Source organism: Staphylococcus sp. HL28 (genome assembly GCF_021117155.1).
Taxonomy (GTDB): Bacteria; Bacillota; Bacilli; order Staphylococcales; family Staphylococcaceae; genus Staphylococcus; species Staphylococcus warneri.
The window spans coordinates 1,055,456-1,068,734 of sequence record NZ_CP088218.1; the positions used below are offsets into that span (position 1 = coordinate 1,055,456).

The 13,279-nt window shown below is 32.4% G+C and carries 12 protein-coding genes and 1 riboswitch; of the genes, 9 read left to right on the forward strand and 3 right to left on the reverse strand.

Annotated features, from left to right (window positions below; all coding sequences use genetic code 11):
• Window positions 1-24 precede the first annotated feature (24 nt).
• Window positions 25-155: riboswitch (FMN riboswitch) on the forward strand.
• Window positions 156-318: 163 nt separating this feature from the next.
• The 4 genes from ribD to ribH are packed head-to-tail and all read left to right on the forward strand — an operon-like array spanning window position 319 to window position 3,668.
• Window positions 319-1,362, forward strand: a complete 1,044-nt coding sequence (gene ribD / locus LPC11_RS05265; protein ID WP_231307373.1) for a bifunctional diaminohydroxyphosphoribosylaminopyrimidine deaminase/5-amino-6-(5-phosphoribosylamino)uracil reductase RibD — start codon at window positions 319-321, stop codon at window positions 1,360-1,362.
• A 6-nt stretch (window positions 1,363-1,368) separates the two neighbouring features.
• Entirely contained in the window at window positions 1,369-2,001 is a 633-nt protein-coding gene (gene ribE / locus LPC11_RS05270; protein ID WP_023372995.1) for a riboflavin synthase, read from the forward strand.
• A gap of 14 nt (window positions 2,002-2,015) precedes the next feature.
• The gene (locus LPC11_RS05275) at window positions 2,016-3,197 is read left to right on the forward strand and encodes a bifunctional 3,4-dihydroxy-2-butanone-4-phosphate synthase/GTP cyclohydrolase II (RefSeq protein ID WP_023372993.1); all 1,182 of its coding nucleotides are present in this window, start codon (window positions 2,016-2,018) and stop codon (window positions 3,195-3,197) included.
• A gap of 12 nt (window positions 3,198-3,209) precedes the next feature.
• Entirely contained in the window at window positions 3,210-3,668 is a 459-nt protein-coding gene (gene ribH, locus LPC11_RS05280) for a 6,7-dimethyl-8-ribityllumazine synthase (RefSeq protein ID WP_231307374.1), read from the forward strand.
• A gap of 524 nt (window positions 3,669-4,192) precedes the next feature.
• Here ribH and LPC11_RS05285 read toward each other — a convergent pair.
• Window positions 4,193-5,194, reverse strand: coding sequence for a proline dehydrogenase family protein (locus LPC11_RS05285; protein ID WP_023372991.1), 1,002 nt, complete (start codon window positions 5,192-5,194; stop codon window positions 4,193-4,195).
• A 232-nt stretch (window positions 5,195-5,426) separates the two neighbouring features.
• Between LPC11_RS05285 and LPC11_RS05290 the strand changes: the two genes are divergently transcribed.
• Together LPC11_RS05290 and LPC11_RS05295 are read left to right on the forward strand one after the other, a co-directional pair.
• Window positions 5,427-6,254, forward strand: a complete 828-nt coding sequence (locus LPC11_RS05290; protein WP_023372989.1) for an alpha/beta fold hydrolase — start codon at window positions 5,427-5,429, stop codon at window positions 6,252-6,254.
• Between the two features lie 441 nt (window positions 6,255-6,695).
• Window positions 6,696-7,097 carry a transcriptional regulator, SarA/Rot family gene (locus LPC11_RS05295; protein WP_023372987.1) on the forward strand — a complete coding sequence of 134 codons (402 nt, stop codon included), beginning with the start codon at window positions 6,696-6,698 and terminating at the stop codon, window positions 7,095-7,097.
• A 52-nt stretch (window positions 7,098-7,149) separates the two neighbouring features.
• Here the strand turns inward: LPC11_RS05295 and LPC11_RS05300 are convergent, their stop codons facing one another.
• Window positions 7,150-7,713: a tRNA 5-(aminomethyl)-2-thiouridylate-methyltransferase MnmM gene (locus tag LPC11_RS05300; protein ID WP_023372985.1), complete on the reverse strand. Its 564-nt coding sequence runs from the start codon at window positions 7,711-7,713 to the stop codon at window positions 7,150-7,152.
• Entirely contained in the window at window positions 7,710-8,663 is a 954-nt protein-coding gene (locus tag LPC11_RS05305; RefSeq protein WP_023372983.1) for a tRNA modification radical SAM protein MnmL/YtqA, read from the reverse strand. The genes LPC11_RS05300 and LPC11_RS05305 overlap by 4 nt, the downstream gene beginning before the upstream one ends.
• A gap of 106 nt (window positions 8,664-8,769) precedes the next feature.
• On the opposite strand from LPC11_RS05305, the gene LPC11_RS05310 reads away from it, so the two are divergent.
• The 3 genes from LPC11_RS05310 (at window position 8,770) to LPC11_RS05320 (ending at window position 12,993) form a co-directional block, all read left to right on the forward strand.
• Window positions 8,770-9,960, forward strand: coding sequence for an MDR family MFS transporter (locus tag LPC11_RS05310; protein WP_023372981.1), 1,191 nt, complete (start codon window positions 8,770-8,772; stop codon window positions 9,958-9,960).
• Between the two features lie 283 nt (window positions 9,961-10,243).
• Window positions 10,244-12,658, forward strand: a complete 2,415-nt coding sequence (leuS, locus tag LPC11_RS05315; RefSeq protein ID WP_023372979.1) for a leucine--tRNA ligase — start codon at window positions 10,244-10,246, stop codon at window positions 12,656-12,658.
• A 23-nt stretch (window positions 12,659-12,681) separates the two neighbouring features.
• Complete coding sequence (locus LPC11_RS05320) at window positions 12,682-12,993, forward strand: rhodanese-like domain-containing protein (protein ID WP_023372977.1); 312 nt, start codon at window positions 12,682-12,684, stop codon at window positions 12,991-12,993.
• Window positions 12,994-13,279 lie beyond the last annotated feature (286 nt).

Genomic DNA, 13,279 nt, shown 5'->3' on the forward strand with positions numbered 1-13,279 from the left:
ATTAACCTTTAACAATTTCATATAAAATTCTTTCGGGGCAGGGTGAAATTCCCAACCGGCAGTGATATGAGCCTGCGACCTGCTAACAATTGTTAGTGGCTGATCTAGTGAAATTCTAGAGCCGACAGTTAAAGTCTGGATGGGAGAAAGAATAACGTTTATCGACATTAACATATATTTGTATAAGTATGTGTATGAAGAAGTATGTTTATATTTTTTAGATATAAATATGCTTGTTTAAAGATATATGATTCTGCCTTATGCCTTGAAATGTATCATTTCATTGGTGTAAGGCTTTTTAATTTTAGAGGTGATATTTTGAGTAAATTTATGAATTATGCTATTCAACTTGCACAAATGGTTGATGGACAAACAGGTGTTAATCCTCCTGTAGGTTCAGTTGTCGTCAAAGACGGTAGAATAGTTGGTATTGGTGCACACTTACGAAAAGGTGATAAACATGCTGAAGTTCAAGCTTTAGACATGGCACAATCAGAAGCAAAAGGTGCGACAATTTATGTATCATTAGAACCATGCACACATCATGGTTCAACGCCACCATGTGTAGATAAAATCATCGAAGCGGGTATTCAAAAAGTCATTTATGCTGTTAAAGATACTACGCTTATTTCAAAAGGTGATGACATATTGAAAAATGCAGGCATTGAAGTTGAATTTCAATATAATGCCGTTGCAGCACAACTTTATCAAGATTTCTTCACTGCTAAGAGGAATTGTATTCCCGAATTAACAGTTAAAGTTTCAGCTAGTCTAGATGGTAAACAAGCTACCGATGATGGCGAGAGTAAGTGGATTACTAATAAGGATGTAAAAAAAGATGTTTATCAATTACGTCATAGTCACGATGCAGTGTTAACTGGACGTAAAACGATAGAAGCTGACGATCCTTTGTACACGACAAGGATAGCTGACGGTAAACATCCAATTCGTGTCATACTTAGTAAAAGTGGCAAATTAGACTTTGGTCAACAACTATTCCATGACAACGCTTCTCCCATTTGGATTTATACAGAAAATAAAAATTTAACAGTAGACAATAGTAATGTAACTATTATATATATGGAGCAATGCGAGATTAAATCTATTTTAAAAGATTTATATCAGAAAGGTGTCGGGAAACTGTTAGTCGAAGCAGGTCCCGAAATTACTTCAGAATTTCTCCAATCAGATCATTTAGATCACCTTGTACTTTATTTTGCCCCGAAAATAATAGGTGGTTCTGGTAAGTATCAATTTTTCCAAACGGACCAAATTATATCATTACCAGATACAACTCAATTTGAAATTGTTAATTCCATGTTAATACATCAAAATATTAAATTAGTTTTGAGAAAGAAGTGACTACAAATGTTTACAGGCATCATTGAAGAAATAGGAACGGTACAGGAAGTTCGTAATCAAAATTCAGTTCGAACATTAGTAATTACTGCCGAAAAAATACTAGAAGACATGCATGTTGGTGATTCAATTAGTGTGAACGGTGCGTGTTTGACTGTCATTGATTTTGATGATCAAACATTTTCAGTTCAAGTGATTAAAGGTACTGAAAATAAAACCTACCTCTCTAATGTGCAACGTCATACGAAAGTTAATTTAGAAAGAGCGATGAGTGGAAACGGCAGATTTGGTGGTCACTTTGTGTTAGGTCATGTCGATGATTTAGGAACGATTTCTAAAATTAATGAATCTGCTAATTCAATGATTATCCAAATTAAAGCATCTAAATCCATACTTAATCAAATGGTTAAGCAAGGATCGATAACAGTTGATGGTACAAGTTTAACGATTTTCGATCTTCATTCGGATGCTTTTGATATTCATTTGATTCCTGAAACAAGACGTTCCACAATCTTATCTAGTAAAAAAGTGGGAGATAACGTACATCTAGAATCAGATGTGTTATTCAAATATGTTGAAAATATTTTAAATCATAATCAATCAAGTTTAACAGAAGAAAAACTAAAAGCGTTTGGTTTTTAGGGGAGGCAATAAACATGAAGTTCGACAGTATTGAATTAGCCTTAGAAGCTTTAAAACAAGGTGAAAGTATTATTGTAGTTGATGATGAAGATCGAGAAAATGAAGGCGACTTAATAGCAATAACTGAATGGATGAAAGACGATACAATTAATTTCATGGCTAGAGAAGGTCGTGGGTTAATTTGTACACCTATCAGTTCAAGTATTAGTGAACATTTAGATCTCCATCCGATGGAATCAAATAACTCAGACGTGTTTGGGACTAATTTTACTGTAAGTATCGATCATAAGAATACAACAACAGGTATCAGTGCGAATGAGAGAACACTAACTGCAAGAGCGCTAATCGATGAGCATGCAAAAGCTTCAGATTTTAACCGTCCGGGTCATTTATTTCCTTTAATTGCTAAAGATAATGGTGTGTTAGAAAGAAATGGGCATACAGAGGCGGCAGTAGATCTTGCTAAATTAACAGGTGCTAAACCTGCAGGTGTGATTTGTGAAATTATGAATGATGATGGGTCTATGGCTAAGGGTGAAGATCTCCAAGCATTTAAAGAGAAACATCAATTAGTTATGATTACGATTGAAAGTTTAATAGAATATCGTCAAGTTAATGAATCACATGTAAAACTCAATGCGAAAGTAAAAATGCCAACCGATTTTGGGACATTTGATATGTATGGTTTTACAACCGATTATAGTGAAGAAGAAATCGTCGTTATAACTAAAGGAGATATTAGATCACATGAAAATGTACGTATCCATTCTGCATGCCTTACGGGTGATATTTTCCATAGCCAGCGATGTGATTGTGGCGCTCAATTAGAAGCTTCGATGAATTATATTGAGCAACACGGTGGTATGATTATCTATTTACCTCAAGAAGGTCGTGGCATTGGACTTATGAATAAATTGCGTGCCTATGAATTAATTGAAAAAGGTTATGATACTGTTACAGCTAATTTAGCATTAGGATTCGATGAAGATTTACGAGATTATAATATAGCTGCACAGATTCTTAAATATTTTGAAATAGAAAAAGTAAATTTATTAAGTAATAATCCAAAGAAATTTGAAGGATTAAAAGAATATGGCATTAATATTCAACAACGTATAGAAGTGATTGTACCAGAAACACAATATAATCATGACTATATGACAACTAAAAAAGAAAAAATGGGACATTTAATTTAGGAGGATCATAAAATGAATTTTGAAGGAAAATTAGTAGGTAAAGATTTAAAAGTTGCTATTGTAGTGAGTAGATTTAATAATTTTATTACAGGACGTTTGCTAGAGGGTGCTAAGGATACTTTTATTCGTCACGATGTTGACGAAAATAATATTGATGTCGCTTATGTTTCAGGTGCTTTTGAAATTCCTATGGTTGCTAGAAAGTTAGCTCAAACAGGTAAATATGATGCAGTAGTCACATTAGGATGCGTCATAAGAGGCGCGACATCTCATTATGATTATGTTTGTAATGAAGTTGCAAAAGGTGTGTCAAAAGCTAATGAATCAACTGATGTTCCTGTTATATTTGGTATATTGACTACGGAAAGTATTGAACAAGCAGTTGAACGTGCAGGAACTAAGGCAGGTAATAAAGGTTCTGAAGCGGCAGTAAGTGCAATTGAAATGGCTAATTTAATGAAACAATTTTAAACAAGAAGGGAGTGGGACAGAAATAATAAAGAACCACTAATCATTTATGATGTAGTGGTTCTTACGCATTAGCCACAGCTAATGTGTACTTTAAAATAGGAATACATGAGTGAAACTCATGCATAAGAAATACTAATTTCTAAAGAAAAAGTATTTCTTTATCGTTGTCCATCCCCAACTTGCATAGCCTGTAGATTTTCTTTTCGAAATTCTCTATGTTTGGGGCCCGTCCCACCGGGCAAGGTTGACTAGAAATGAAAAAGCTTGATACATTAGACCGTCTTTGTAATTGATTACTTAGACGGTTTTATGTATGAATTTTAGTTCATGTATACCTCTAAAGCTTAATTTGAACACATGAGTCCATACGCATGTGTAAGTCATTCTAATGTCTATAAGAAAAAGAATGACTTCATAGTCAACGACTGCCTAAATATAAATGTAACTTGAAATATATATTTATTTCTCAGCCTGTACAGACTGTCAACAAAATTAATATTTTGTGGGCAGTTTTTTATATCATTTTATTTACGTAAGTACTTAGTAGTTAACCCTACAAGAGAAGCAACACATATACCAATAGCTGATAAAACGCCAACTTTTTTCAATGTCTCTGGTGTTGTAAATTCTTTAACTGCTAATGATAAATTTTGTGGGCGTTCTGCTAATCTTCTCATAAAGTAAGCAAACCAATCATCACCATAAGGGACATATACTGTGAAATGATAGCCCTCATTGGCAATTGATTGAGCTAACTCTGAACGAAAACCATATAGCATTTGGAACTCCATTTGATCTTTTTCGATATGATTTTCTTTCATAAATTGTTTCACATGGTTAATAATATTATGATCATGTGTTGCAACTGAAGTGAAATTACGCGCGTTTAAAAGTCTTTTTTCAATTATTTTAATATAATTTGCGTCAATCTCTTCTTTAGTTTGGTATGCAATAGAGGCATCTTCTTTATATGCACCTTTAACGAGTCTTAATCGTAACTCAGGATATTTATCAATCAGCTTTTCAGCATCATAAAGGTAAGCTTGAATCACTGTACCAACATTTTTGAATTCTCCCTTTAATCTATCTAAAACTTCAATAATTTGTTGTAAACTATCATACTTTTCAGTATCTATATTGATATGCATATTGCCATATTCATTAGCTTTAAGCAAAATTTCTCTCAAATTTTGATATGCAAGTTCTAAGTCAAATTCACTACCTAATAAACTTAATTTGACTGACATATGTGCATCAACATGGTATTGGTTTATGGCTTCCATAATATCTAGTATTTCTTGCTTAGCTTGTTGACTTTCTTGCTCTGTCGTCACAAATTCCCCTAAGTTATCAACGGTAACAGAAATTTTGTTTTCGTTTAAATACTCAATTGTTTCTATCAATTGAGGAATTGTGTTACCAGCTACTACTTTGTTGGCACCAAGTCTTGGACCAACTTGTTTAGCAGCATTATTTAAATAACTGTTATTAGACAAAGCTATAAATACATTTTTGAAAACTCCCATCGTACATACCTCCATAACCAAATATCATTGGTACTTTTAAAATAGTGTATCATGAAACATATTTTTGAGAAAGCGTTTACATAAAGAATTTAATAATGTTTTTAGTAATATTACACAGTGTAAAAATAATATAACTCAGTGTGTATAAGTTAATAGATTAAAATGGCAATCAATTGTAATGTTTTGCTATAATTATGCTATTGAAGATTATTGAAAAAGGGGCAATTTAAGAATGTGGAAGTGGGAAACTGAAAATGACGCAAAAGGCGTTGTTGTCATTGCTCATAATATATTAGAACATACTGGGCGTTATGCCTATGTTATTACGATGTTAAGAAGAAATGGTTATCATGTCATAATGGGTGATCTACCTGGACAAGGCCAAACGTCAAGAACTAATAAAGGACAAATTGAAGATTTTAATGAATATCATGAGAATATATTAGAATGGATTAAAATTGCTAATGAGTATAAGATACCAACATTTGTACTTGGTGTAGGTTTAGGTGGTTTGATATTAATTAACTTATTAGAGCGAATTGAATTACCCGTTGAAGGTTTAATGCTTATTTCGCCTTTATTAGAATTTAAACAATCAGGTAAGGATAGAAAGAATAAATTACTCTCTAATGTAGGTAAAGTATCGAAAGATACTCGATTTAAAATTGGTATCACAGCTCAAGACCTAACACGTAATGATGAAGTTATTGAAGATACAGTCAATGATGGATTAATGTTGAAAAAAGTGACTTATCATTGGTATAACCTTGTAAATGAAATGATGAAAGAGACAATGGAACACATCAAAGATATAAAACCATTACCAACTTTAATTATGACAGGTAGTGAAGATATCATTTCAGAAATCAATGCAACTGAAACATTTAAAGATAAACTAGTAACAAATGAATTATATTATAAAGTATGGAATGGTTTATACCATGAGATTCATAATGAACCAGAACGAGACCAAGTAATGCGTTATGTACTGACTTTCCTTAATAATAGTGTGAATACAATGGGATTTATTGTTGAAGAAGATGAAATTGAAGAAGTTTGATGCCAACCAGGTTGTTTAAACAACCTGGTTTTTGTTATGAAAATGTAGTAGAAAACTATTAATCTTTTTTATAAGGTTAATAGAGATAAATACGTAAAATCTTTTTTATAAGGTTAATAGAGATAAATACGTAAAATCTTTTTTAATTTATAGTTGCAATTTTAATGTAATATTGATATATTTTGTTTGGATTAAAAATATAATTTTAATATGTAATAAGACTTCGTGTATTGAAATCGAACCATTTTATAAAATTATATTTTTACATGTTACATTTATAGTAAAATACACAAGTCTTAACTAAGCATTTCATTTATCAAATGTTCTGTTAATATGAACAAGCAATATTGACAATTTTTCAATTAACCGATGATAGAAATCTGGGAGTCGGTTATTTTAGAAAATGATAAAATTAACTTGTTATTTTGGGAGATGTTAACTATGAATCAAAATGAAAATGAAAGAGTTTACGGTATTTTACAGTTAGACAAATTGTTAGCTGATGTTAATTCTATTTTTGAAACAATTCAAAACGAATACGACATGTCTAAAGAAGAAATTTTAATTTTATTAAACCTATGGGAAAAAGGTTCAATGACATTAAAAGAAATGGACGAGTTTGTTGAAATTAAGCCGTATAAGCGAACAAGAACTTACAATAATTTAGTTAATTTAGAGTGGATATACAAAGAGCGTCCACAAGATGATGAACGTACTGTTATTATTCATTTTAATGAAAAATTAGCAAAACAAAAAGATGGTTTACTTGATTTCATTGGGGAAACAATTACATCGAAATCAGAACCTATGCAGGCAAGCTTAAAATCAATCTTAGCTGTTTAATATCAAAAAAGAAGGGGCCTTTTTCGGTCCCTTCTTTTTCGCGTTAACCAATCTAATTTCTTTTTTCGATAGCACATATGAATGGCGCGTTATTTTTTTGATTAATAAATTGATACTGTAAGACATGTGCTTGATTTTGATCTAAATGGGTTAAATAATCCATTAATGCATCGCGTTCAACTTTACCTTCATCATGTCCATGGTAGATCACTAAAATAATGATACCTTCTTCATTCAATATATCAAAAATATTTTTGATAGCGCTAATAGTCGTTTGAGGTGTAGTCACGATAGATTTATCACCTTTAGGTAAATAACCAAGATTAAATATAGCGGCATCAACTTTACCAATGTGGTCTTTAGTAATATATTGTTTTACATTTTCATGACCATCTTTAATCAGTTTTACATTTGAATAGGTAGATACCTTCATTTTTGTGTTGTCGATAGCCAATTGTTGAATATCAAAGCCATATACAAATCCATGAGGCACTTGTTGTGCCAAGAATAAAGTATCGTTTCCATTACCACAAGTAGCGTCAATCACGATACTAGATTCAGTAATATGACTTTGAATCAGACTCTTTGAAAAGGGGAGTATCCGTTCAAGTTTCATGATTTCACCTTATGTTCAAACTTTTTACCTTGATATGACTCTCGACGTGCTAATTCATTGTCTATCTCATTTAGCACTTCCCATTTATTTACACTCCACATAGGGCCAACCATTAAGTCAATTGGACCATCGCCTGTAATACGGTGAATAATCATTTCAGGTGGAAGAATTTCAAGTTGATCACATACGAGGTTTGTATAATCCTCTTGTGACATGAATTCTAACATGCCTTTTTCATATTGTTTCACCATTGGCGTTCCTTTTAATAGATGTAATAAATGAATCTTAATGCCTTGGACATCCATTTGAGCAACTTCACGTGCAGTTTCCATCATCATGTTATAATCTTCACCTGGTAACCCATTAATGATATGTGTACATACGTTAATATTATGTTTACGTAATTTAGCGACACCTTCATAATACGTTTGCATATCATGTGCACGATTAATTAAATCCGAAGTCGTTTGGTGTACAGTTTGTAATCCAAGCTCTACCCATAAATAAGTTCTTTGATTTAATTCTGCTAAATATTCAACGACATCATCAGGTAAACAGTCAGGACGTGTAGCAATGGATAACCCCACCACACCTTCCTCTTTCAAGACGGGTTCATATTTTTCTTTTAATACTTCTACAGGAGCATGTGTGTTTGTAAAGGCTTGAAAGTAGGCGATATACTGACCTTCACTCCATTTTTCATGCATTCTTTCTTTAATTTGTTGGAATTGAACTTCAATAGGATCAGCACGATTTCCTGCAAAATCACCACTGCCAGCTGCTGAACAAAATGTACAACCACCATGTGCTACAGTACCATCTCTATTTGGACAGTCGAAACCTCCATCTAAGGCAACTTTAAATATTTTTCGACCAAATTTATTTTTTAAATGATAATTCCAAGTGTGGTATCTTTTATCTTCAAAAGCATACGGGAAGAAATTACCCATAAGACATTTTCCTTTCTGTTTTGTATCTAAATAAAGATTTTAACATACTTTAATGTTATAGTGTCTATTATAGATTGAGAAAAATATAAAGAGGAGAACTCATGAAATGAATATACCAAAATCAGTATGGTGGCTTGTAATAGGTATGGCTTTAAATATTACGGGTGCCAGCTTTTTGTGGCCATTAAATACGATTTACATGAAAGAAGAACTTAATAAAAGTTTAACAATTGCTGGTGTTGTTTTATTAATTAATTCTTTAGGTATGGTTGTAGGCAATTTACTTGGCGGTGTATTATTCGATAAACTTGGTGGTTATAAAACCATACTTATCGGCACATTTACTTGTTTATTTAGTACGACACTACTAAATTTATTTCACGGTTGGCCATGGTATGCTGTTTGGCTTGTACTATTAGGATTTGGTGGCGGTATGATTATCCCTGCAATTTATGCTATGGCTGGAGCAGTTTGGCCGAATGGGGGCAGACAAACATTTAATGCCATCTATTTAGCTCAAAATATTGGTGTTGCTTTAGGAGCAGCATTAGGTGGATTTGTTGCAGAGTTAAGTTTTAATTATATATTTATAGCGAATCTGGTAATGTATGTACTTTTCGCCATAGTGGCAATCACGCAATTTAATTTAGAAATTAACGCAAAAGTTAAAAGACAAGATAATATCGATTTAAATAATCAAGAGAATATTAGTAGATTTATCTCATTATTATTAGTTTGTGTCGTATTTGCTATTTGTTGGATTGGTTACATTCAGTGGGAGACAACAATCGCTTCATTTACGCAATCTATTCATATTTCAATGTCTCAGTATAGTGTATTGTGGACGATTAATGGAATTATGATTTTAGTAGCACAACCTTTAATAAGACCTATTATAATCCTTTTAAAAGGGAATTTGAAAAAGCAAATGTTTGTAGGAATATTAATATTTATGGGCTCATTTTTAGTAACTAGCTTTGCGCATCAATTTTCAATGTTTGTTATCGGTATGGTGATATTAACATTTGGTGAAATGTTTGTTTGGCCAGCAGTACCAACCATAGCCAATCAATTAGCACCTAAAGGGAAAGTTGGACAATACCAAGGTATTGTAAATTCAGCATCGACAGTTGGAAAAGCCCTAGGGCCATTGTTTGGTGGTTTACTTGTAGATTTATTTAATATGCGAATGATGTTTTTAACCATGATTATAATATTAGGATTAGCTATTATCATTTTAAGCCTTTTTGCGAAAAGTAAGGCAGCTAAAAAGTATTTAGACCATCGAACAAATTAGAATAATGAAAAATTGATATTAACCTCTTGCAATCACACGCATAATCAAATACTATTAATTTGTAATAACATGTTATTAGACGCTTTTCTACAGAGAACTAGTATGGTGAGAACTAGTGTTAAGGACTATAAATAACATTATCAAACATATAACGAATTTAATGATGACATCTCTTACTAATGAATGAAGTGCGCAGAAAATGCGAATAAGGGTGGTAACGCGGCTATGGTCGTCCCTTAATCACTAGTGAGGGGTGTCTTTTTATTGAATAGGAGGAAACGTATTGAATTACAATCATAACGAAATCGAGAAGAAGTGGCAAAAGTATTGGGAAGACAACAAAACATTTAAGACGCAAGATAATTTAGGTCAAAAGAAATTTTACGCATTAGATATGTTTCCATATCCATCTGGGGCAGGTCTACATGTAGGACATCCAGAAGGTTATACTGCAACAGATATTATTTCACGTTATAAACGTATGCAAGGTTACAATGTGCTTCATCCAATGGGATGGGATGCATTCGGTTTGCCTGCAGAGCAATATGCCCTAGACACTGGGAATGACCCACGTGAATTTACTCAAAAAAATATTCAAACATTCAAACGTCAAATTCAAGAATTAGGATTTAGTTATGATTGGGATAGAGAAGTTAATACAACAGATCCTAACTATTATAAATGGACACAATGGATTTTTATTCAACTTTATAATAAAGGATTAGCTTATGTAGATGAAGTAGCAGTAAACTGGTGTCCAGCACTTGGTACAGTACTCTCAAATGAAGAAGTTGTTGATGGTGTTTCAGAACGTGGGGGCCATCCAGTATATAGAAAACCAATGAAACAGTGGGTACTTAAAATTACAGAATATGCAGACCGATTATTAGAAGATTTAGAGGATTTAGATTGGCCTGAATCAATTAAAGATATGCAACGAAATTGGATTGGTCGTTCAGAAGGTGCTAGAGTTTCATTTAATGTTAAAGATACAGATGAAAAAGTAGAAGTCTTTACTACAAGACCTGATACCATTTTTGGTACATCATTCTTAGTATTAAGTCCAGAACATACATTGGTCAATCAAATTACAAGTGATGATAAATTAGATGAGGTAAAAGCATATCAAACAGAAGCATCTAAAAAATCTGACTTAGAACGAACAGATTTAGCTAAAGGTAAAACGGGTGTCTTCACAGGTGCTTATGCAATCAATCCTGTTTCAGGTGAACAACTTCCAATTTGGATTGCAGATTATGTGCTTTCAACATATGGCACAGGAGCAGTTATGGCAGTACCTGGACATGATGAACGTGATCATGAATTTGCAGAAAAATTTGAGCTTCCTATAATTGAAGTTATTGAAGGTGGGGATGTACAAACAGAAGCGTACACTGGTAATGGACCACATGTGAATTCAGGTGAATTAAACGGTTTATATAATGAAGAAGCCATTTCAAAAGCAATTGAGTTATTAGAAGCAAAACAAGCTGGTGAGAAAAAAGTAAATTACAAATTACGTGATTGGTTATTCAGTAGACAACGTTATTGGGGAGAACCAATTCCAATTATTCATTGGGAAGATGGATCTATGACAACGGTACCTGAGTCAGAATTACCATTATTACTACCTGAAACAGATGAAATTAAACCATCTGGTACGGGTGAATCACCACTTGCTAATATTGAAGATTTTGTTAATGTCACAGATGAAAAGACGGGCATGAAAGGCCGTCGCGAAACAAATACGATGCCACAGTGGGCAGGTAGTTGTTGGTATTATTTAAGATACATTGATCCTGATAATGATAAAATGATTGCAGATCCAGAAAAATTAAAACATTGGTTACCAGTAGATTTATATATTGGCGGCGTAGAACACGCTGTCCTTCACCTTTTATATGCTCGTTTCTGGCACAAAGTATTGTATGATTTAGGTGTAGTGCCAACAAAAGAACCTTTCCAAAAATTATACAATCAAGGTATGATTCTTGGTGAAGGAAATGAAAAAATGAGTAAATCTAAAGGAAATGTAATCAATCCAGATGATATTGTAAATTCACATGGTGCTGATACACTTCGTTTATATGAAATGTTTATGGGACCATTAGATGCAGCAATTGCATGGAGTGATAAAGGGCTTGATGGATCACGCCGTTTCTTAGACCGAGTGTGGCGATTAATTGTAAAAGAAGATGGCTCATTATCAGATAAGATAGTTGAAACTAATAATAAATCATTAGATAAAACATATAACCAAACTGTTAAAAAGGTAACCGAAGATTTTGATACATTAGGTTTCAATACAGCAATCAGTCAATTGATGGTATTTATTAATGACTGCTATAAATCGGATGAGATTTATAAACCATATATTGAAGGTTTTGTAACAATGTTAGCACCAATTGCACCTCATATTGGTGAAGAATTATGGGATAGATTAGGCCATTCTGATACCATTACGTACCAACCTTGGCCAACTTATAATGAATCATTATTAGTTGATGATGAAGTTGAAATCGTTGTTCAAGTTAATGGTAAATTAAGAGCTAAAATTAAAATACCAAAAGATTTATCTAAAGAAGAAATGCAAGATTTAGCATTAGCAAATGATAATGTTAAGATGAGTATTGAAGGTAAAGAAATTAAAAAAGTAATTGCTGTACCGCAAAAACTTGTTAATATCGTTGCTAAATAGATAATATTAAAGGAGTTTTACAAATGGAATCAATTACAATAGATCAACTAAAAGAGAAAATTTTGGACTCAAATCCAATTAATATTGTAGACGTACGAAATAATGATGAAACAGCTATGGGAATTATTCCAGGTGCGAAAACAATTCCAATGAATGAAATTCCTGACCATTTAAATGAATTTGATTCTAATCAAACTTATTATATTATTTGTGCTGCTGGTGCTAGAAGTGCAAGAGTCGTCCAATATTTAGAAGGCTCAAATATTCATGCTGTTAATGTAGAAGGCGGTATGAATGAGTGGGGCACAGAAGGATTAGAAATTAATAATATTTAAGTAAGATCTATCAATAGAGCTAGATTAAATGCTATGTAGCAATAGCACTTTAATCTAGCTTTTTTATTTAAAAAGATAATTTCAAGTTCAATCTCTTTTAATATAGTTGTTTATGAATAAAAACGTACACTATTTTATTTTAATATTTTGTACTAGCTTTAGAATAATATTGTGTACTAGCTTTAGAATAATATTGGTGTTAAAATCAAAATAACTATTAATTAATTGAGCGAATGGTTTAAATAGCGATTTAATTCATTTAAGATACAAACATTAAAAATGTTCA

Excerpts from the sequence above, each read along its gene's own strand:
- ribE (WP_023372995.1), top strand. The coding sequence starts at position 1,369 with ATGTTTACAGGCATCATTGAAGAAATAGGAACGGTACAGGAAGTTCGT.
- LPC11_RS05275 (WP_023372993.1), top strand. The coding sequence starts at position 2,016 with ATGAAGTTCGACAGTATTGAATTAGCCTTAGAAGCTTTAAAACAAGGT.
- ribH (WP_231307374.1), top strand. The coding sequence starts at position 3,210 with ATGAATTTTGAAGGAAAATTAGTAGGTAAAGATTTAAAAGTTGCTATT.
- LPC11_RS05285 (WP_023372991.1), bottom strand. The coding sequence starts at position 5,194 with ATGGGAGTTTTCAAAAATGTATTTATAGCTTTGTCTAATAACAGTTAT.
- LPC11_RS05290 (WP_023372989.1), top strand. The coding sequence starts at position 5,427 with ATGTGGAAGTGGGAAACTGAAAATGACGCAAAAGGCGTTGTTGTCATT.
- LPC11_RS05295 (WP_023372987.1), top strand. The coding sequence starts at position 6,696 with ATGAATCAAAATGAAAATGAAAGAGTTTACGGTATTTTACAGTTAGAC.
- LPC11_RS05300 (WP_023372985.1), bottom strand. The coding sequence starts at position 7,713 with ATGAAACTTGAACGGATACTCCCCTTTTCAAAGAGTCTGATTCAAAGT.
- LPC11_RS05305 (WP_023372983.1), bottom strand. The coding sequence starts at position 8,663 with ATGGGTAATTTCTTCCCGTATGCTTTTGAAGATAAAAGATACCACACT.
- LPC11_RS05310 (WP_023372981.1), top strand. The coding sequence starts at position 8,770 with ATGAATATACCAAAATCAGTATGGTGGCTTGTAATAGGTATGGCTTTA.
- LPC11_RS05320 (WP_023372977.1), top strand. The coding sequence starts at position 12,682 with ATGGAATCAATTACAATAGATCAACTAAAAGAGAAAATTTTGGACTCA.